The organism is Sphingobium sp. HDIP04, assembly GCF_000445085.1.
GTDB lineage: Bacteria > Pseudomonadota > Alphaproteobacteria > Sphingomonadales > Sphingomonadaceae > Sphingobium > Sphingobium indicum.
The window spans coordinates 21218-40448 of sequence record NZ_ATDO01000055.1; the positions used below are offsets into that span (position 1 = coordinate 21218).

General features: G+C 63.5%; 20 protein-coding genes. 2 read left to right on the plus strand and 18 right to left on the minus strand.

The features are described from left to right. Positions 1–34: 34 nt before the first annotated feature. From L286_RS29370 to recO, 6 genes are all read right to left on the minus strand, one after another. Positions 35–676 (minus strand): tetratricopeptide repeat protein, encoded by a 642-nt coding sequence (locus tag L286_RS29370; protein ID WP_020821154.1) that lies wholly within the window; start codon positions 674–676, stop codon positions 35–37. Between the two features lie 291 nt (positions 677–967). Then, the gene (locus tag L286_RS29375; RefSeq protein WP_021223138.1) at positions 968–1759 is read right to left on the minus strand and encodes a LysR family transcriptional regulator; all 792 of its coding nucleotides are present in this window, start codon (positions 1757–1759) and stop codon (positions 968–970) included. Further along, entirely contained in the window at positions 1756–2154 is a 399-nt protein-coding gene (gene apaG, locus L286_RS29380; RefSeq protein WP_007685418.1) for a Co2+/Mg2+ efflux protein ApaG, read from the minus strand. Before apaG ends, L286_RS29375 begins: the two co-directional genes overlap by 4 nt. A 33-nt stretch (positions 2155–2187) precedes the next feature. Beyond that, positions 2188–3396 carry a trans-sulfuration enzyme family protein gene (locus tag L286_RS29385; RefSeq protein ID WP_020821152.1) on the minus strand — a complete coding sequence of 403 codons (1209 nt, stop codon included), beginning with the start codon at positions 3394–3396 and terminating at the stop codon, positions 2188–2190. Between the two features lie 10 nt (positions 3397–3406). Further along, positions 3407–4453 (minus strand): 3-isopropylmalate dehydrogenase, encoded by a 1047-nt coding sequence (leuB, locus tag L286_RS29390; protein WP_020821151.1) that lies wholly within the window; start codon positions 4451–4453, stop codon positions 3407–3409. A 61-nt stretch (positions 4454–4514) separates the two neighbouring features. Beyond that, entirely contained in the window at positions 4515–5249 is a 735-nt protein-coding gene (gene recO / locus L286_RS29395) for a DNA repair protein RecO (RefSeq protein WP_025160879.1), read from the minus strand. A 223-nt stretch (positions 5250–5472) separates the two neighbouring features. On the opposite strand from recO, the gene L286_RS29400 reads away from it, so the two are divergent. Together L286_RS29400 and L286_RS29405 are read left to right on the plus strand one after the other, a co-directional pair. Further along, positions 5473–7146 (plus strand): sensor histidine kinase, encoded by a 1674-nt coding sequence (locus tag L286_RS29400; RefSeq protein WP_013040498.1) that lies wholly within the window; start codon positions 5473–5475, stop codon positions 7144–7146. After that, positions 7143–7802: a response regulator gene (locus tag L286_RS29405; RefSeq protein WP_007685429.1), complete on the plus strand. Its 660-nt coding sequence runs from the start codon at positions 7143–7145 to the stop codon at positions 7800–7802. The genes L286_RS29400 and L286_RS29405 overlap by 4 nt, the downstream gene beginning before the upstream one ends. A gap of 190 nt (positions 7803–7992) precedes the next feature. On the opposite strand, the gene L286_RS29410 is transcribed toward L286_RS29405, so the two are convergent. The 12 genes from L286_RS29410 to L286_RS29450 form a co-directional block, all read right to left on the minus strand. Further along, on the minus strand, positions 7993–8523 hold the full coding sequence (locus L286_RS29410; RefSeq protein WP_007685431.1) for an A24 family peptidase: 531 nt from the start codon (positions 8521–8523) through the stop codon (positions 7993–7995). Further along, on the minus strand, positions 8520–9332 hold the full coding sequence (locus tag L286_RS29415; RefSeq protein WP_021223140.1) for a tetratricopeptide repeat protein: 813 nt from the start codon (positions 9330–9332) through the stop codon (positions 8520–8522). The genes L286_RS29410 and L286_RS29415 overlap by 4 nt, the downstream gene beginning before the upstream one ends. After that, on the minus strand, positions 9329–10105 hold the full coding sequence (locus tag L286_RS29420; protein WP_021223141.1) for a tetratricopeptide repeat protein: 777 nt from the start codon (positions 10103–10105) through the stop codon (positions 9329–9331). The genes L286_RS29415 and L286_RS29420 overlap by 4 nt, the downstream gene beginning before the upstream one ends. Positions 10106–10124: 19 nt before the next feature. Next, a complete protein-coding gene (locus L286_RS29425; RefSeq protein WP_020821146.1) occupies positions 10125–11093 on the minus strand; it encodes a type II secretion system F family protein in 969 nt (322 codons plus the stop codon). A 4-nt stretch (positions 11094–11097) separates the two neighbouring features. After that, complete coding sequence (locus L286_RS29430; RefSeq protein WP_021223142.1) at positions 11098–12099, minus strand: type II secretion system F family protein; 1002 nt, start codon at positions 12097–12099, stop codon at positions 11098–11100. Continuing rightward, positions 12099–13454 carry a CpaF family protein gene (locus tag L286_RS29435; RefSeq protein ID WP_020821145.1) on the minus strand — a complete coding sequence of 452 codons (1356 nt, stop codon included), beginning with the start codon at positions 13452–13454 and terminating at the stop codon, positions 12099–12101. The genes L286_RS29430 and L286_RS29435 overlap by 1 nt, the downstream gene beginning before the upstream one ends. Continuing rightward, a complete protein-coding gene (locus L286_RS29440; RefSeq protein ID WP_020821144.1) occupies positions 13454–14704 on the minus strand; it encodes an AAA family ATPase in 1251 nt (416 codons plus the stop codon). Before L286_RS29440 ends, L286_RS29435 begins: the two co-directional genes overlap by 1 nt. After that, a complete protein-coding gene (locus L286_RS47815; RefSeq protein WP_084498500.1) occupies positions 14686–15312 on the minus strand; it encodes a TadE/TadG family type IV pilus assembly protein in 627 nt (208 codons plus the stop codon). The genes L286_RS29440 and L286_RS47815 overlap by 19 nt, the downstream gene beginning before the upstream one ends. Further along, positions 15309–15845: a TadE/TadG family type IV pilus assembly protein gene (locus L286_RS47820; protein ID WP_084498501.1), complete on the minus strand. Its 537-nt coding sequence runs from the start codon at positions 15843–15845 to the stop codon at positions 15309–15311. The genes L286_RS47815 and L286_RS47820 overlap by 4 nt, the downstream gene beginning before the upstream one ends. Positions 15846–15849: 4 nt before the next feature. Then, positions 15850–17394 carry a pilus assembly protein TadG-related protein gene (locus L286_RS47825; RefSeq protein WP_157838171.1) on the minus strand — a complete coding sequence of 515 codons (1545 nt, stop codon included), beginning with the start codon at positions 17392–17394 and terminating at the stop codon, positions 15850–15852. Between the two features lie 66 nt (positions 17395–17460). Further along, positions 17461–17733, minus strand: coding sequence for a hypothetical protein (locus tag L286_RS29445; protein ID WP_020821143.1), 273 nt, complete (start codon positions 17731–17733; stop codon positions 17461–17463). A gap of 14 nt (positions 17734–17747) precedes the next feature. Further along, positions 17748–19229 carry a type II and III secretion system protein family protein gene (locus L286_RS29450; RefSeq protein ID WP_020821142.1) on the minus strand — a complete coding sequence of 494 codons (1482 nt, stop codon included), beginning with the start codon at positions 19227–19229 and terminating at the stop codon, positions 17748–17750. Positions 19230–19231: the final 2 nt, after the last annotated feature.

Genomic DNA, 19231 nt, shown 5'->3' on the forward strand with positions numbered 1-19231 from the left:
GAGACCGGGCAAGAAAAAGCAAGGATATCCGCGATCAAGGGCGGTTTTCGTCTGTCGATTCCATTGCGGGAGGCGGCATTTTTTCCACATCATCCTCTTGCCGCACCGCTTCGGGAGGGGACGGCGGCGGCGCGGATGTAGCCAGTTTCGGCATGGCGGCGACGATCCGTTCCATGCGCTGGCTGCGCGCGCTGCCCGCGCCGGTGGTCCGCCGGAAGCTGCGCAGCGCATAATCGGCCAGCGGCCCCGCCGCGTCAGGGCGATTGCGCGCCACATAGAAATCGACCAGATTTTCCAGGGCAAGCTGGCTATTGGGATCATCCTCCCCCCGCGTCCGCAAATAGCTGTCGAAGACGCGCCGATACAGGCCTTCCGCCTCCCGGTAATGGCCGGTCGATTCCAGATGCAGCGCCAGGTCGTTGGCGGAAATCAGCGTGCGGGGATCGTCCGGGCCGAACAGATCGTCCGCCAGCGTCAGCCCCTTGCGCGCCGGATCGATGCCGTCCGCCGGCTTGCCCGATGCATAGGCCGCCTGGGACGCCGCCACCAGCTTGCGCCATTCCTTTTCCCGCGCCTCGGTGACGTCGGGCACATAGGGCGCCTGGGCATGCAAGGGCGGCGTCAGGCAGAGCAGCAAGGCGCTCCGCAATATCCAGCCCGTCCTGCCGCCGGTCATCGCCCATCCTCTCCGCGCTAAGCCCTACCGGTACAGGCTATGCGCGAGAGGATTAAGAAAGTGCAAGTGGCGTGGGGGCGGGTAGATGTGGAATGGGGGGAAGTTTTGGCCAATTCCCGTCATCAGTTTCCCGTCACCCCGGACTTGATCCGGGGTCCCGCTTTCCTTTCTGAGTGCCCGCCYCGTCCAAGGCAGCGGGACCCCGGATCAAGTCCGGGGTGACGAATAGGGGAATGACAGCTCTCCACCCCAATCGGGCGGTCTGACGGACCCGCAAGCCATGGCGGAACCCTATCCCGTCAGCGCCTCGACCAGCGCCTTGACCTTCTTCTGCCGCCATTGCGGCAAAGGCGCGATCAGCCAATAGGCCAGCGGCGAAGGCGCGGCGTCGCCCACTTGCCGGACCCGTCCCGCTGCAATATCCGCCTGCGCCAGCAGGAAGGGCACGCAGGCATGGCCGAAGCCGTTGGCCGCCGCCTCGATCGCCAGCCCCGCATCGGCCACGCGGATCGTCGCGGGCGCGTCTCCCTTGGGGCAGCCGGGCCATTCGATGTGGTGGTCGGGGCCGCCTTCGGCCGCTTCCACAGTGACGAAGGAGGCTTCGCCCAGCTTGATGCCCTCATTCTCGCCCGGCCCTTCGGCAAGGCGCAGGGCTATATCCAGATTGGCCTCGGTGAAATCCAGAGTCTCGTCCGCCGCGACCAGCGCGAACTTCAGGTCGGGCTGGCTGGCGGCATAGCCCGCCAGGCGCGGCTGGAGCCATTTGGCGGTGATGTCGCGGGGCGCGGCGATGGTGAGCGAGCTGCTGGACTGGCCCGCCTGCATGGCGCGCACAGCTTCCTCGAACTCCAGGAAACCGGCGCGCAGGGCGGCGAGGCCCGCCTCCGTTTCCGGCGTCAGTTCCAGACCCTTGGGCGTGCGGCGGAAGAGGACGACGCCCAGCAGATCCTCCAGCGCGCGTATCTGTTGCCCCACGGCGGCGGGCGTCACCGCCAGCTCGTCCGCGGCGCGGGTGAAGGACAGATGCCGCGCCGCCGCATCCAGCACGCGCAGGCCGTTGAGCGGCAAATGGGTACGCTTCATTCGGCCACCGCGGGCGCGATCAGCGCGAAGTGAGGGATGGCGATGTCGAACGTCTCGCCGCTGGCGCCGATCATGTGATAATGGCCCTTCATGGAGCCGGTCGGCGTGTTGAGCGGGCAGCCCGACACATAGTCATAGCTCTTGCCCGGCTGCACCACCGGCTGTTCCCCCACGACGCCGTCTCCGTCGACCCGATGCTGCGCGCCCCGCCCGTCGGTGATGATCCAGTGGCGGGTGAGCAGTTGCACCGGCTGATCCCCGTCATTCTCTATGCGGATATGATAGGCCCAGAACCATCGGCCCCGGTCCGGTTCCGACTGTTCGGGCAGGAAGGTGACGGCGACGTGCACGTTGATGTCGCGCGTCGTCGCGTGGAAGGGGAAAAGTGCGTTCACGGCTTAAGAAATGCGCCTTTCACCCCTGCCCCGTCAACGGCCTATCGACTTGAGGGCGCGATCCAGATCCCCGATCACGTCGTCCGGGTCTTCCAGGCCGACATTGAGGCGCAGCATATCCTCCGTTATGCCGACCTCCAGCCGCGCCGCTTCCGCCATGCCATAATGGGTGGTGGAGGCGGGGTGCGTCATCAGCGAGCGCGAATCGCCGATATTGTTGCTGATGTCGACCAGTTCCAGGCCGTTGAGCAGGCCATGCGCCTCCGCCCGGCCGCCGCCGACATAGAGGGAGAAGATGGGACCGGCCATCTCCATCTGCCTGGCGGCAAGGGCGTGCTGCGGGTGGCTTTCCAGGCCCGGATAGAGCACCTTCGCCACGCGGCCTTCCAGGAATTTCGCGACCTTCAGCGCATTCTCGCTCTGGCGGCGGATGCGCAGGTCCAGCGTCTCCAGCCCCTTCAGCACCACCCAGGCGTTGAACGCGCTCAGCGTCGGCCCGGTATTGCGGTGGAAGGGGAGCAGCGTGTTGAGGATGAAATCCTCCGTGCCGCAGATCGCGCCTGCGAGGACGCGGCCCTGCCCGTCCATCATCTTGGTCGCGCTATAGGCCACCACGTCCGCGCCGAACTCCATCGGCCGCTGGAGCGCGGGCGTGGCGAAGGCGTTGTCGACGACGCTGACGATGCCATGCGCCTTCGCGATGCCGCAGATGGTGGCCAGATCCGCAACGTCCATCGTCGGATTGGCCGGGGTCTCGAAGAAGAAGACCTTGGTGTTGGGACAGATCGCCGCTTCCCAGGCGACATTATCGGTCGCATCGACCGTCGTCGTCTCGATCCCGAACTTGGGCAGCAGCGTGTCGGTCAGCCAGCGGCAGGAGCCGAACAACGCCTTGCCCGCCACCACATGGTCGCCTGCCGACAACTGGCAGAGCAGCGCCGCCGTCATCGCCGCCATGCCGGTCGCGGTAGCGCGGCAGGCCTCCGCGCCCTCCAGCAGCGCGATGCGCTGCTCCAGCATCTCCACCGTGGGGTTTTGGAGGCGCGAATAGGTCATGCCCTGCTGCTCGCCCGCGAAGCGCGCCGCGGCATCCTCCGCCCGGTCGTAGCTGTAGCCGCTGGTCAGGAACAGCGCCTCCGACGTCTCGCCATATTCGGTGCGGGCGCTGCCGCCGCGCACGGCAAGCGTCGCGGGACGCCAGTTCCGGGTGATTTCGGGATTCTGCCCGCTCTTGCGCTTCATATTCCTACCCTCAGTTGAGCGCGGCCAGCACGGCGTCGCCCATTTCGACCGTGTTCATCGTCCCGCCCAGATCGAAGCTGCGCGCCCCATCGGCCAGCGCCTTGGCGACGGCGGCCTCGATACGGTCGGCCTGTTCCGGCAGGTTCAGCGAGTAACGCAGCATCATGCCCGCCGACAGGACCGTTGCCAGCGGATTGGCCTTGCCCTGCCCGGCGATGTCCGGCGCGGAGCCGTGGATCGGCTCGTACAGGCCCTGGTTGCTGTCGTTGAGCGTGGCCGACGCCAGCATGCCGATGGAACCCACGCACATGCTCGCCTGGTCGGACAGGATGTCGCCGAACATGTTGCCGGTGACGATGACGTCGAACTGGCCGGGATTGCGCACCAACTGCATCGCGGCATTGTCGACATACATGTGGCTCAATGCGACGTCAGGATAGTCCGCCGACACCTCTATCACCACGTCGCGCCAGAGCTGGCTCGTCTCCAGCACATTGGCCTTGTCCACCGAGCAAAGCTTGCCCCGGCGGGCGCGCGCCGCCTGGAAGCCCTGATGCGCGATCTTGCGCACCTGCTCCTCATTATAGCACATGATGTCATAGCCTTCGCGCAGACCCTCCGGCGTCTTGCGCATGCCCTTTTCGCCGAAATAGACGTCGCCGTTGGTCTCGCGCACGATCAGCAGGTCGATGGCGCTCGCCACCTCCTGCTTGAGCGCGGAGGCGTCGGCCAGTTCGGGGAAGACCTTGGCCGGGCGCAGGTTGGAGAAGAGGCCCAGTTCCTTGCGCAGGCCCAGTATCGCCTGTTCCGGGCGCAGGTGCCGTTCCAGCGAGTCGCAATCCGGATCGCCCACCGCGCCGAACAGGATCGCGTCGGCGCGCTTCGCCAGTTCCAGCGTTTCGGGCGGCAGCGGATGGCCCACCGCCTTGTAGGCCGCGCCGCCGACCAGCCCTTCCTCATAGCGGATGCCGGGGATCGCCAGCGCGTCCAGCACGCGCTTCGCCTGGGCGACGATCTCTGGACCGATACCGTCTCCGGGAAACAGGGCGATCAACATGGGGCAACTCCTTCAAACGCGTCGCCGCCCCTTATGAAGCCGCCGCCGCCAGCGCAAGCGTTTAGGCGACCGCTCTTTTGAGCCTGTCCACCAGCCGCTCCCGCGCCGCCAGCACATCGACGCGCCAATCGGTGAGGACGGAGCGTTCGAGGAAGAAGCCGGTCAGCCGCAAGCCGTCCAATATGGCGGGCCATTCCCCTGCCCCGCCCTCCAGCAGGAAAGCGGGCAAGGGCAGCAGCCGGTCCTCATAGCCGACGGCGCCCGCCCGGCTGACCGCCGCCGCGCTGCGCGGGGAGACATAGGCCAGATCGTCATTACCGCCGGTCGCCGCGCAACGGCCAAGGTCCAGCCCGAAGCCCAGTTCCGCCAGCAGCAGCAATTCGTAACGGATCAGCGCCGTGGCCCAGCCCCGCGCCGCCGGCGCCGCCTCCACCGCGCCCAGCACGCCGTCCAGCGCCTGATGGAGCGCGGGATAGGGCGTCCCTTCCGGCAAGGCGACCGCAGTGAGCGCGCAGGCCCAATCGATCGCCGCCGCCGGCAACGGCTCCGCCAGGAGCGGGGCGCGGCTGTGCTCCAGTTCGACGGTCAGTCCGGCCAGTTGCTCCTCCGTCCGGGCGCGGAACTCGGCCTTCACGGCATTGCCCGGCAACAGCACGGGGCGCAACCGGCGCGAGCGCCCGCCCCGCACATAGCCGGCGAGCAGGCCATGGCCAGGAGTCAGAAGACGCGCGATCGCCCCATGTTCGCCATGTGGGCGCAGCGCGCAGACCAGGGCCGGGGTGATCAGCGTCGCCATGCCCCTTTCATATCGGCCAACGGCCCGGCGCGCCATCCATGTCCGCTCGCAGCCGGACTGTCCCGAAATCGCGCAAAATCGCCGCGCAAGGCCCTGCGGCCCTTTCGATATAGGTTGCTTTTCCATCAGGTCATGCGCACAATTATCGATGGGGACTTGTCGGGGGACAAATTTCGCCATGTATCACATGCCCTTGGCGTCATCTTCCGCGATGGATCGCCTGGTGCTTTGGCTGGGACGTTCGCCGACGCTGGGTTTTGCCATATCCCGCGTCGCCTTTTCGGCTGCCGCGACCTGGCAGGTCGACGCGATGTTCAGCAACGAACCGGATTTCGCCCATACGGCCTTGCTGCTGAAGGCTGCCGTGTGGACGTGGACGGCGATCAGCATCGCGCAGAATTCGCTGACGCCGCCGCTCGGCCTGCTGCTTCGCCCGATTTTCCTGATATTCGACCTGATCGCCTTCCTGACGGTCATCGTGCTGTGCGAACCGTTGCAGATCGCGGCGCTGGGATGCCTGTTCTTCGTCGCATGGTCGGCGTCCGATCGGTTCGGGCGCGGGGCCGTCCTCATCCTGGGGGTGTGCCTGATCTTCGCCTTCATCGCGCGCGGCTATTATGAAAGCTGGGCTTCGGTCCGCCATGTGCCGGCGGTGGACCGCGCCACGGACAGCCTGACCATCGTCATCGGCTGCGTCATCGCGGCATCGATGTTGAGCATGAACATCCTGGAACGGCGACTGATAAGCTGGTCGGAACGGTTGCAGGGCGTCGGCCTGTCCTTCCAGAAGTCGCTGGCGCAATTCCTGGTCGAGCAAGTCTCCCAATTGATGAACTCCCGCTATTGCGCGTTCGTGTGGGAGATGATGGACGACACCGACGTCCATTGCGAACTGTGCGACGCCGATGGCGTGCGGCATGTCATCCTGCCGCAGAAGCAGATCGACGGCCTGTCGAACGTGACGCCGCGGGAGGCGCCCTTCCTCTATTCGACCCAGTCGCCGCGGCTGTTGCTGCGCAGCCGCCTGGGCATATTGCGGAACGAGCGCGCGGCGGACCTGACCGACAGCATATCGGACGTGTTCGGCCCCGGCCAGGGCGCCAGCATCCACATCCAGGCGGGCGAACTGCGCGGGCGGCTGTTCATCGGGACCAGCCATGGCTGGTCGCCCGCCGTGCTGTTGCGATGCCTGCGCATACAGGAGGGGATCGACCTTTTCCTGGAGCGGCATTTCTTCTTCCTCGCCTGGCGCCAGCGCACCTTCGCCGAGGCGCGCCAGGCGCTGAGCCGCGACCTGCACGACAGCGTGCTCCAGACGCTGGCGGCGCTGCGCGTCCGGCTGGCGACCACGATCCACGGCCTGTCGGACGCCGCCGTTCCGGACCAGTTGACGGAACTCAAGTCGATGGAGGAACTGGTGACGGCGGAACAGGCGCATCTGCGCCGGCTGCTCAGCCAGCAAAGCCCGGTGTCGGCCGAGACCGACGTCGACCTGGGCCGCGAAGTCGAACGCTGCTGCCGCTTCATCGCGCTGCAATGGGCGATCGATTGCCGCCTGCACCTGGTCGAACGCCCCATGACAGTATCGGCGGAAACCGCGGCGGAGATCGAATATCTGATCCGCGAAGCCGCCGCCAATGCGGTCAAGCACGCCAATGCGCGCCACATCACCGTATCCATCGCGCAGGTCGACGATGAAATATTGATCGCGTTGAAGGACAATCCCGGACCGCAGGCGGTCGCCCGCGAAAACTATACCGGCGACTTCGAACTCCAGTCGCAATCGATCATGAAGCGACTGGGCAAGATCGGCGGAACGGCGTATTTTCACAATCTCAGCATGAACTCGCTGATTTCGATCAGATTACCCTCCTCTCTACCAAGGTCTCCCATATGATGGCCCAGATAGCGATAGTCGACGATCATCCGATCTTCCTGGACGGCATGGCCCAGTTCCTGACCTCCCACGGCCATGACATATTATTTTGCGCCCGGTCGGTAGAAGAGGCGCTGGAACGGATGCAGGCGGAGGAACCCGACCTGCTGATCCTGGACGTCAGCATGAAAAGCGGCGGCGGCCTGGCGATCCTGTCAGCCATAAGGGGCAGCGGCAGCACGGTGCCGGTCATCTTCATGACCGTGCATATCCGCCCGGAACAGACGCTGGAAGCGATCAAGCTGGGCGTTGACGGCGTCGTGCTGAAGGACAGCGACCCCAACGAACTGCTGAGCTGCATCCAGCAGGTCATGAGCGGCAACAAGAGCATCGCCCCCTTCGTCATGGAGCAGGCGCTGGTGCACAGCATTTCCGCGCCCGCCAGCGAGGCCAATGCGCTCGCGGCGCTGACGGAACGGGAATTGGAGATCGCCGGTCTGATCCGCGCAGGCCTTCGCAACCGGGAGATAGCGAGCCGGTGCGGGCTGACAGAAGGCACCGTGAAGGTGCACCTGCACAGCATCTTCCAGAAGCTCAACATCAAGTCGCGCTCTGAACTGATCATCATGATGATGTCGATGGACAGCGAAATGCCCGCCATGGGGGTGGAGCATTAAAGGGGCTGTGGTGGATGATGGTTGGAAGCGGACGTTCCCCTGTTCGTCACCCCGGACCCTTCGACAAGCTCAGGACAGGCTTGATCGGGGGTTCCGCTTTTCCCTCTACACTGCACCTCGTCCAAGGCAGCGGGACCCCGGGTCAAGCCCGGGGTGACGGTGGGGCAAACTGGCCGAAATCAAGACAGCCTTATCTCTGGCGCAGGCCTTGGACGAAATCGGGCATATGGGCGATTCCGCTGGGATTCGGCCCGGCCATATAGAGCGCCATGATCGTCCCCAGCGCGATCGCAACGCCGTAGGGGATCGGCCCCTTCTTGTCGAACAGCGCGATGGACGAGCCTTCCCGCACGCTTTGCGGCACCAGCCGCCGGCCGGCCATCAGCACCAGCGCCAGCACGCCGCCGCCCACCGTGACATAGACCAGCCACGGAACCGCGCCCGCCCAGTCGAACCACAGCGCGCAGGCGCTCATCAGCTTGACGTCGCCGCCGCCCATGGCGCGCATGGCGAACAGGCCGCATCCAAGTGCAAACATGCCCAGGAAAACGGTGCCGTTACGCCAGATGTCATTTTCCCACCCCACCACAGCGACCCAGGCCGCATAAAGCCCGATGACCAACAGGGGGAAGATATTGGATATGCGCAGCCGGGCCATATCCTCCACCGCCGCCGCGACGAGGACGAGCGAAACGGCAAGCAGAACCAGATCCTTCATCATTTCCCCGCAGCCTTCATGCTGTCCAACGCGGCCGCGGCTTCGGGCACGAAGCTGTCGGCCTCGCTCACGGCGCGGCTGAGATAGGCCTGCGCCTTCGGCAGATCGCCCATCCGCATCGCCGCCTGTCCGGCATTGCTGAGCCGGCGCGCCCATTCGTCGGCGGTGTCGGCGGGCCGGCGGCTGATGTCCCGTCCCGCCATGACATAGGCCGTGTCGCCGTTGGCGATGATCCGCGCATCGTCCGGGGCGCTTTCGCGCGCTTTGTCGAAGATCGTCGCGGCCTTGCCGGCCTTGCCCTGCTTGAGCAGCGACAGTCCGTAATTGTTGAGAACCTGGGAAGGCTTGTCGGTGAGCTGGAACGCCCGTTCATAAGCGGCGTTGCTGAGCGCCCAGGACTCCGCCTGGTCATAGGCCACGCCGAGCGCGTTCCACGAGCGCCAGCGCCCCGCGCAATCGGCCACGGCCCGGCGCAACGGCTCCAGCGCCTCCTGCGCGCGGCCGAGGCGCAGCAGCGCGATCCCCCTGCCCTCCCCGACGCGGCAATCCCTGAGGCCGCCTTGCTCCAGCGCGGCGAAACGCGCCAGCGCTTCCTCATCGCGCCGCTTTTCCAGCGCCATGCGCGCATCCGCCATTTCCATCGCCTGCCGGTCGTCCGGTTGCGCGGCGGCGCGCCACTGGCCCAGCATCGCTTGCGCCTGGATGATCCGCCCGCCGTCCATGGCCTCTTCCACCAGCCGCGCATAATCCAGCGAGGACGGCATCGCCCCGGCGGTCGGCGCGGCGGTCGCCAGAAGCAGCGCCCAGATCATCCCCGCGTCCCCTTCCGGGCGGGCCGCGCCATGCTTTTCCACAGCCGTTCGAACAGCCCGTCGTGAGCGGGCCTTGTTTCTTCGCCCGCCGCGAATTCCGGCGGAGCCTTCGCATCCGGCGTGCCGACGGTGATGATCGGCGCCATCAGTTCGGGCCGGGCCTGCGTTTCGGCCACGGTGACGATCCGGGTTGTCAGTTGCGGATTGGCGCGGGGCGCGGACGCCCCCGCCTCCATCGTCCGCAACCGCACCTCGCCCAGCGAAACGCGCTCCAGTTCCATCCCGGCCATCGGCGCCGGGCGTCCGGCCGAAACGGCCGACGCCAGTTGCGCCAAGGTCGGGCGAGCGGCGACGGGCGCACCCGCCGGCGCTCCGCCCGACTGGGCAAGCAGCGCGTCGGCCTCGCCGTTCAGGCCTTGCGCCGACAGGCTCCGCGCGAAGTTGCGGGCGATGCGCGCATCCTCCGGCGCTCGCGACAGCGCCAGTTCGAAAAACTCCCGCGCCAGATCGTGCCGCCCCATGGCCGCATAGCTGATCGCGACGCCGTTCAGGCCATGCGCATCGGTCGGATCGTTGCGCACGGCGCGGCGGAAGGCGTCCAGCGCCAGCGCATATTCCCCCCGCGAAAACAAGAGGTCGCCCCGCGCCAGCGCATCCTGCGCCGGCGCGGCGGGCTGCCGATCGACCGGCCTGATCGAAAGCACGCCCTTTTGCGGCCCGCTGCACGCCGTCGTCGCAATGATGAGAGCGACTGCCACTGCCCCTTTGTTCATGGTCCCCCCTCCCCCTTTCCTAACGAGTCATGACCGGCAGGATGTCGCGCACAACCCGCACCACCGCCGGCAGCATCAGCACGCCGATCATCACCGGCAGCATGCAGGCGACCAGCGGCACCGACAGCAGCACCGGCAGGCGATGCGCCTTCTCTTCGGCCCGCATCCGCCGCTTTTCGCGCATCTCCGCGGCGTAGACGCGCAGGGTCTGCCCGATGCTCGATCCCAGTTGATCGGACTGGATCAGCAGCGTCGCGAAGGAGCGTATCTCATCCACGTCGACATCGTCGGCCATGCGCCGCAAGGCGTCCTGCCGGCTGCGCCCCGCGCGCAGTTCCAGAACGACCTTGCCCAGCGCCGCCGACACCAGCGGATGGGACAGCGCCAGTTCCCGGCCGACGCGATCCATCGCCGCCTCCAGGCCCAGGCCCGCCTCGACGCAGACCAGCATCAGGTCCAGCGCATCGGGAAAGCCGTGGACGATTTCTTCCTGCCGCCGCGAAGCCTTGGCCGAAATAAAGAGGTTGGGCATGTAAAGCCCCAGGACCGCCAGCAGCGATGCGACCATATAGAGGGTGAGCGCAGTGGGCGGTTCCGGATTGCCGAGCGATGTGATCACGAATATCGCGGGCAGGGCAAAGGTCAGCACAAGGCGAAAGAGAGTGAACAGCTTTGGCGCTTCCGGCGACATATAGCCGGCCGCGATCAGGCGCCGGCGCAGGTCCACATTGTTCGTGTCGACCAGCGAAACCCCCATCTTCTCGATGCGGTCGACCAGCTTCTTCCACTCGCTGCTGTTGCGTTCGCCGCGCAGCGTCTGGCTGCCATTCTGGGACGCCCCGCTTTCTCCCACCAGGTCGAGCCGGCTGCGCACCCGCGCGTTGCGCATCACGACTTCCGACAGGCCGAAGACCAGCGCGACGATGGCGATGAACAGAAAGCCGAGAATGAACGGCCGCAACTGGATCAAGAACGCGGAATTCAGCATCGCATCATACCTTCAGGTCGACCATGCGGCGTATCGTGAAGAAGCCGATCAGGTAGAGGACGATCAAGCCGACAAAGCCGATGATGAACATGCTGTCCTGCGCGACGTCCAGATAAAAGGCCGGATTGACCAGGAACAGGCCGACAAAGGCCAGGATCGGCAAGGCGGTCAGCATCACCGCCGTCATCCGCCCTCCGGAACTGAGCGCCCGGACCTTCATGAACAGGCTCGCCCGCTCGCGGATCACGGTCGAGAGATTTTCAAGGATCTCCGCAAGATTGCCCCCCGTCTCGCTCTGCACCGACAGGGAGATGACGAACATGTGCATCTCGTTCATGTCCCATCGTTCGGCCATGCGCTGCAACGCGTCGCGCAGGTCGGCGCCATAGGTGACTTCATCGACGACGATGCCGAATTCGCTGCCGATCGGATCGCGCATCTCCTTGGTCAAAAGGTCCAGCGCGGCGGCAATGGGATGCCCGGCGCGCAGGCCGCGGACGAAGGTGTCCAGCGCCACGGGAAACTGCTCCTCCATCTTCTTGCGTCGCCGCTGGGCGAGGCGCGTCAGCACCATCATCGGCAACGCAATGCCCAGCGCGCCCGCAAAGGCCAGCGCCATCACGAACATACCCGCGGTCAGGGCATAGCCCGCCGCCATTCCGCCCACCATCACCAGCAGGAACAGCGCGCTGGTCGCGATCAGCATCAGCGTCAGCACCGTGCGCGCCGGGAAGGTCAGGCCGGCGCCGTGCAGCACCCGCATCACCCCCAGCCCCGCCCGTCCGAACAGGGAGGAGCGGTCGAAGCTCACCGCCTCGTCGCTCCGCCGCAGCTTGGAAAGGACCGTGCTGCGCTCGAAACCCGCGGCGATCATCTTCAACCGCCGGTTCACCACGCGATCGGTCGTGGCGCGGGCGCGAAGCCAGCCTGCAATGCCCTCGATCGTCAGGATCACCGCCGCGAACAGCAGGACGAGGACGAAGACGCGGATGTAGAGCGGGTTCATCAGTGGATCACCGCATCGGGACGGAACAGTTCGGCCGGCAGGGCGATGCCCCGGTCGGCCAGTTCCCCCATGAATTTGGGTCGGATGCCGGTCGCCTCGAAATGGCCGCGCACCATGTTGTTCTCATCGCGGCCGGTCATCTTGAAGCGGAAGATTTCCTGCATGGTGATGACCTCCCCCTCCATGCCGGTGATTTCCGACAGGCTGAGCAGGCGGCGGCGCCCGTCGGCAAGGCGCCCCACCTGCACGATCACGTTCAGCGCCGAAGCGATCTGGGCGCGGGCGGAACGCGGCGAAATGTCGATGCCGCTCATGCCGATCATCTGCTCCACGCGGGACAGCGCGTCGCGCGGCGTGTTGGCGTGCACGGTCGTCATCGATCCGTCATGGCCGGTGTTCATCGCCTGGAGCATGTCGAACGCCTCCCCGGCGCGGACTTCGCCGACGATGATGCGGTCGGGCCGCATGCGCAGCGCATTCTTCACCAGGTCGCGCTGCGTGACTTCTCCCTTGCCCTCGATATTGGCGGGACGGGTTTCCAGCCGCGCGACGTGGCGCTGCTGCAATTGCAGTTCGGCCGAATCCTCGATGGTGACAATGCGCTCATGCTCGTCGATGGCGGCGGACATGGCGTTGAGCAGGGTCGTCTTGCCCGAACCCGTGCCGCCGGAAATCAGCACGTTGCGCCGCGCCGCCACCACCGCGGAGAGAACCTGCGCCATCGGCGCGGGCACGCTGCCCAGTTCGGTGAGGCGCGCCATGCTGATCGGCACCTTGGCGAACTTGCGGATGGAAAGCAGCGATCCATCGATGGCCAGCGGCGGAACCACGGCATTGACGCGGGAGCCATCCGCAAGGCGCGCGTCGACAAAGGGGGAGGATTCGTCGATCCGCCGTCCCACCGCCGCCACGATTTTCTGGATGATGCGCAGAAGATGCTTCTCATCCTTGAACCGGGTCGCGGTTTCGACCAGCCGGCCGTTGCGCTCCACGAAGACGATCTTGTGCCCGTTCACCAATATGTCGGTGATGCTATGGTCCTTGAGCAGCGGCTCAAGCGGCCCCAGTCCCAGCAGCTCATCCAATATGTCCGACACCAGCCGGCGGCGCTCTTCCAGATTGAGGGCATGCTTCTGCAGCGCGAGCTGCTCATGGACGATCTCGCCCACTTCGGCTTCCACCTGCGCCCGCGACATGGTTTCCAGCGCGGAAAGATTGATGATGTCGATCAGCTTCTGGTGCAGCGCCACCTTGAGTTCGGTATGCCGGTCCTCCTCCAGATGGGCGGCCTCGGTCTCTACCGGTCCCACCTCGTCCCTAGGGTCGCCGCGTTCGCCTTTTCGGATCTGCCACATCAGCCTTTCTCCGCCTGACCTTCGGCCTCAGCAGCCTGGATGCAGCAATCGACGATGTCCTGCATATCCTTGCAGATGCGGCTGCGCGCCTTCAGCTCCTGGATCAATACGCCCTGGTCCAGCGCCGAGCTGACCAGCGGGAAATCGTTGGCGATGCTGAGCTTCACCGGATGATCCAGCGCCGCCGCCGCATCCTCCAGACCGATGGCGCGGAAGAATTTCTTCTCCACGCGGTTGGCGACGACATGGATGCGCGCGGGATCGATGTCCTGATCGCGGAGCAGCGAAATCTGACGGCGCGCCTGCCGCAAGCTGGCGATGGTGAGTTCGCACACCAGAAACACGACCTGCGAACGCGCCACAAGCGACATCGACCAGTTGGTCCAGTTGCCCGGCAGGTCCAGATAGACCGTATCGAAACTGCGCTGCGCCAGTTCGACGATGCGGAAGACCTGATCGGCGTTTACCGCCTCGATCGGCATGATGTCCGCCGGCGCGGTCACGACCCTGAGGCCGGTCGAAGTTTCCACGGTGACGGTCCGCAACAGCTCATTGTCGACGCGGCTGCCCGCGTTGAGAAGGTCCGCCAGTGTCAGGGGCGAGGAAATCCCCAGGAAGGTGCCGGCATTGCCGAACTGTATGTCGAAGTCGAACAGGCAGACTTCGCCGCCGCCCTGCTTTTTTGAGCGGGCGTGAAGACTCGCCGCCTGCGTCGCGATGGTCGTCGCGCCGACGCCGCCGACGCTTTTGATGATGGAAACGATCTGGCCGGTCCTGACGTCGTCCTGGCGGCTGGCCGCGATGCGGCTGCGCAGATCGTCCAATATCGCCGCCAGGTCATGGGCGCGCAGCGGCAGTTCGATGACGTCGTTGATCCCGCTGCGCAGCAGGGCGCGCACGACCGCGATCTGCGCATCGCGCACCGCCGCCACCAGCATCAGCTTCGGATTGGCGGCGCGCAACCCGGCCAGCCGCGCCATGGATGCGTCATTGTCGGGCTGAACCTCTATGATGATCGCTTTGGCATCGGCGGCCAGTTGCGGCGGCACGGGCGCGCCGGCGGCGAGCATGGAGAGGGTGAGCGACTGGCCGGTCAGGCGGTCCCCCAATATGTCGGACGCCTGCACCTCCTGCTCCGACAGGATGAGATGAAGGCCCTCATCCCCGATATTGAGGGTCCAGCTCTCGGCGGGTTCCGCTGCGTTCGTCACGATGCCCACGATCTTGTCCCTCAATTTGATTTGGACCATTTGGAGCCTTGGCCGTCTTCCATAGTAAGGGCGGCGCTGAAGCTCGGAAGGGTAATGCTACCGTTAAAAAGCATGAATGTGATAGGAGTGAAGCTAAGATTTTGTAGCTTGACGGTTACTAAAGGTGCGACGCCTGAGCCGTTAGGATCACCAGCAAAACCTAAACCCACATTCCGATATTCGACCTCCACGTTCTCAGAACCAATCTGGGGAAGCATATCGTGCATTCTCGCGACCAAATCGTCGAATGCAGTTGTGTCTAGCGAAGGCTCCATGTCTTCACAGACAGTCCCTGTACAATCCGAGCAATTATTATCCTGCGTACAAATCAGATGATCGAAAACAAGGTTAGGGACCGCATTTCCCTGACCAACCCCACCCTTTGTAGTAAAGGGATAATCAAATAACCCATCGGAGATAAACTTGGTCACAACAGCATATCGAACCCCCGCTTGGGTCGCCTTTTCTGCTCTGTTCCATGTCCACATCAGCCGACCGACATCGAGCATCCCTAAAAGGAAAATCAACAGCAGCGGCAAAACCAGTGCAAACTCCGCGGCCGAACTGGCTCGCCGGTCAAGAGCAATACGGGATACTATCCGCATCATATGCCCATTACCGCAGATTGAGCTTCAGCATTCAACTTAATGGTCGAACTTGTGAAACCCAAATTATTGAATAATGAAACATAATCGAGTTCATTCACTTTGACGTGAACAACCGGAACATAATTAAGCCCTGTATAAATTCCGCCATATGGAGGGTCAACATTGCCTACTGCAATACAGTCATAACCAACATCAATTGCTGTTGCATCCGTCCACCCGCGTAATCTGGCTTCTCCATCGCTATTAATGATCCCGGTGCGAACCAAATTTTGAATTTGGTCCTCCATCACTGTATCAGTCAGCGGATTATCAGTGGACGCCGAGGTGCAATTATATTTGGCAAGATTCATTCGTGAAGCATAGCGAACACCGTCTCGTACGGCTTTGACTACCACGTGCTCGCTTAGAAAATAGTTTCCTAGTTCAAATGCACCGAACATAAGGATGATGAGAAATGGCGTAACTAGAGCCATTTCGGCAGCGGCAGCGCCTCTCCGACAGAAGACCGGTGCCATAAGCAAACGAAATAGCATAGAGCTACCGAATCAGGTACGGAACATCGCGGCGAATTACCTGCGCGCCCGTACTTTCATTACCAGAGACCTTATTATTGGAAACGACTTCAAGGTATATCTCGGTTCCATTTACGCCATTTCCACGATCAAATGCGGGTTCAACCAAAAACATATCTACCCACTTACTAATTTTGGCAGGTTTGGAATTTCCCGTGAGTTCGGCGCAATTGTCGACAACTGCGACGGTAAGAAGTCGCCTGTCTCTATCCGTATCCAACGCACCGGTCGAACATTGGGGAGCGCCATATTGGCGTAAGGTTCCACCGGCGCTAACATTGTTCGGCAGGTTACTTGGTGTGGCAGATTTCTGCTCCCAACGATACGTTTCGTATCGAGTGATCGTTTGCCAATTAGTTGGCCGAGTAGTGTTATGGTACTTGGTAAAATAATCCTGTCGCGCCCAATTACCGTCCCCTATCCGCTGGGCATTTTCGTCTGAACCCGGGCAAGCGTGACCGTAGCTGGTATAGTGGCAATTATCCCTCGGCAGACCCATTGCATCTATCGAGCCATCCGAATCCATAGTGGTCGTCGCATTCTGGCTTATATTGTAAACTTTTGGTGAAAACTGATGTGTCGGAAGTTGCCAGCCTTGATTATGCAACTTGCATCCGTTTTTGGAATTATCTGCACCTGATGGCCGAACCAAATCCTTGACTACATTCGATGCAGCGGGACACGATCCGTTGAAGCAGGCACCTAGCGTTGAGCCACCACCGCTACCGAAATTATAAATGTCGAAGCGGGTGTTGATAGCATCAAACGCCGGCGCGGTAACACCAGGATCCACGCCGTTTGTCTCAAGATTAAGACATTCGAGCGTTGGATTCTGATATGCTAGAGCCGACAGCAAATCTGGAGCACCTACGTCATCCTGCCCTACGTCGAGAAAGCCGAAATTTCCCGGCGACCATGAGCTACCTGACTGGCCTACGACCTTAATACCTACGCCTCTCAATGCGCCAAATCCAGTTACTGGGTCTTCGGCATTGAATTCCGTTCCAGACTTGGGATTGCAAATCATCAAGGGTGGCACTTTGCAGATAGCACGACCAAGTCCAGCGGTTGCAGTTCTGGAAACCAGACCGGAGCGAATCGCCGCCACGATAGGCGTCAGGGCATAAAATGCTTCCCGGCCGGCAACAGTGACCTTAACGACGCGGGCATTTTCATCAGCATCCTCGTCGCCAGGATCTATTTCGCCGACAAAATCATCCGCCGCTTGATCATAGCTTTCAAAAAACTCCAGGGTCGGCACTGTGACGGCAGTTCCAGCATCGCTGCCGTCATTCGAAAAACGTGTCCTGTTGGTAATCAGATCCTGTGCCGCTTTTGTCGCTCGCTCGATGGCATCCTCTTTTCCGTCAAGCTGAGTTACCGCCGCCAGAGCGGCCTGATCTGCTGCATTTTGCAGTTCCGTGTCCATTGCTGCCAATCGTGCATAATCAAATGCGATACCCCCTGCCGCTATCAGCGCAAAAAGCGACAGCGCGACCGTAGGCGCCACCGCACCTCCAGTAGCCTGCAACAAACTTCCCCGCCGGGCAGACATGATTTTCACTGCTCCTCCGAATCAATTGCTTCCACTACCGGAACCGCCGCCGGTGCCGCTGGTCGTGCGGATCGACTTCGGTTTCTTCACCTTGTCGGTGCGATAGCGTTCCACAGCCGCGGCTGAGCGCTGACCGTCGCCGCCCTCCACCAGCGCGCCTTCATATTGCGGATCAGGATTGATCACCTGCATCGCGTAATTGCTGCGCACCGCGCCGCCGAAGGTCGGGTCGTTCGCCGTGCAGCCCGCCAGCAGCGGCAACATCAGGGCGCTTCCAATATAAACAACGCGCATCGTCGGCCTCCTGCTCACAATTCATATCCGCTGGGCGCCTTGCCCGAAGCGGGCGCTTCCTTGGCCGGGGCCGGCGCATTCTTGGGCGCTTCCGGAGGCATCGCGTTGGGATCCAGCGGGTTGATGCCCACAGCCTTGTCCGTCCGTCCCATCAGGAAAAGGTCCAGTTCATGCGGCGGCTTCACGCGGTCGGTCGGCAAGACGACATCCTCAGCCCGCATCGGCTTCACCAGGCGCGGCGTCACGATGATGACCAGTTCGCTCTCATTCTTCTGGAAACCGCTGGACCGGAACAGCGCGCCGATGATCGGGATGGAGCCCAGGATCGGGAACTGCCGCACCGTGTCCTGAAAATCCTTGCGCAACAGCCCGGCCAGGGCGAAGGACTGCCCGTCGCGCAATTCCAGCGTGGTGCTCGCCCGGCGCGTTTGCAGGCCCGGAATGGTGAGGCCGTTGATCGTCACCGAAGCCGAAGGATCGATGGAACTGACCTCCGGTTCCACCACCAGATTGATGATGCCGTCCTCCAGCACCGTCGGCGTGAAGCCCAGGCTGACGCCGAAGGGCTTGAATTCGATGGTGATGGCGTTGCCGCCATTGCCGCCGCCGCTTCCGCCGATATTGCCCTGCGACACCGGGATCGGGAACTCGCCGCCCGCGAGGAAGGACGCCGTCTCGCCCGAAAGCGCCACCAGCGTCGGTTCCGCCAGCGTCGTCACAACGCCCTTGCGCTCCAGCGCGTCCAGCGCGGTGGTGATGTTGAGGCTGCCCACGGAATAATTCGCGGCGCCGATGCCGAAGCTGTCCAGGATCTTGCTCAGGTCCACGATGGGACGGCCATTGGTGTCGGAAAGGATCGCGGAGGATTGCGCCGCATTGCCGATGCCGCCCACAACCCTGCCGCTGTCGGACAGGAAGGCGGTGTTGATGCCGAACTGCTTGGCAGCACCCCGCGACATTTCGGAGAAGCGCACCTCCAGCATCACCTGCTGCGCCGCGCCGACGGACATCATGTTGACGACCTTGTCCCCGGCATAGGTCTTGGCGATCTGCACCGCCCGGTCGACCGCCGCCGCGCTGGACACGGTGCCGGTTAGCACCACCGAGTCATTGGATATGCGCGCGCCGATGGGCTGGCCGGGCAGCAGGTCCGACAATTGCCGCTTCAGCGTCACGACATCCGGTCCGACGGCGACGTCGACCACCGCGATCATCATGTTGCGGCTGTCGTAGAGGGTCAGGCTGGTCGTGCCCATCTTCTTGCCCAGCACATAGACCGAACGGTTGGTCATGGGCAGGACATCGGCGATTTCCGCATTGCCGACCAGCGCCTTGGCGAAGGGCCGGTCGACTGTCAGCACCTGGCTCTTGTTGAGCGGCACGTCGAGTTGACCGGCATGATTGGCGTTGCTGACGTTGAGGGAGGCGACCTGTGCCTGGGCCTGCATCGGCAGCAGCGACGCCCCGGCGCCCAGCGCCAGCAGGAACGCCAGCATGG

Coding starts and splice junctions, on each gene's coding strand:
- L286_RS29425 (WP_020821146.1), bottom strand. CDS start 11,093: ATGCTGAATTCCGCGTTCTTGATCCAGTTGCGGCCGTTCATTCTCGGC.
- leuB (WP_020821151.1), bottom strand. CDS start 4,453: ATGTTGATCGCCCTGTTTCCCGGAGACGGTATCGGTCCAGAGATCGTC.
- L286_RS29445 (WP_020821143.1), bottom strand. CDS start 17,733: ATGCGCGTTGTTTATATTGGAAGCGCCCTGATGTTGCCGCTGCTGGCG.
- L286_RS29410 (WP_007685431.1), bottom strand. CDS start 8,523: ATGATGAAGGATCTGGTTCTGCTTGCCGTTTCGCTCGTCCTCGTCGCG.
- recO (WP_025160879.1), bottom strand. CDS start 5,249: ATGGCGACGCTGATCACCCCGGCCCTGGTCTGCGCGCTGCGCCCACAT.
- L286_RS29430 (WP_021223142.1), bottom strand. CDS start 12,099: ATGAACCCGCTCTACATCCGCGTCTTCGTCCTCGTCCTGCTGTTCGCG.
- L286_RS29405 (WP_007685429.1), top strand. CDS start 7,143: ATGATGGCCCAGATAGCGATAGTCGACGATCATCCGATCTTCCTGGAC.
- L286_RS29375 (WP_021223138.1), bottom strand. CDS start 1,759: ATGAAGCGTACCCATTTGCCGCTCAACGGCCTGCGCGTGCTGGATGCG.
- L286_RS29385 (WP_020821152.1), bottom strand. CDS start 3,396: ATGAAGCGCAAGAGCGGGCAGAATCCCGAAATCACCCGGAACTGGCGT.
- L286_RS29435 (WP_020821145.1), bottom strand. CDS start 13,454: ATGTGGCAGATCCGAAAAGGCGAACGCGGCGACCCTAGGGACGAGGTG.
- L286_RS29370 (WP_020821154.1), bottom strand. CDS start 676: ATGACCGGCGGCAGGACGGGCTGGATATTGCGGAGCGCCTTGCTGCTC.
- L286_RS47820 (WP_084498501.1), bottom strand. CDS start 15,845: ATGCTATTTCGTTTGCTTATGGCACCGGTCTTCTGTCGGAGAGGCGCT.
- L286_RS47815 (WP_084498500.1), bottom strand. CDS start 15,312: ATGATGCGGATAGTATCCCGTATTGCTCTTGACCGGCGAGCCAGTTCG.
- L286_RS29415 (WP_021223140.1), bottom strand. CDS start 9,332: ATGATCTGGGCGCTGCTTCTGGCGACCGCCGCGCCGACCGCCGGGGCG.
- L286_RS29450 (WP_020821142.1), bottom strand. CDS start 19,229: ATGCTGGCGTTCCTGCTGGCGCTGGGCGCCGGGGCGTCGCTGCTGCCG.
- L286_RS29420 (WP_021223141.1), bottom strand. CDS start 10,105: ATGAACAAAGGGGCAGTGGCAGTCGCTCTCATCATTGCGACGACGGCG.
- L286_RS29440 (WP_020821144.1), bottom strand. CDS start 14,704: ATGGTCCAAATCAAATTGAGGGACAAGATCGTGGGCATCGTGACGAAC.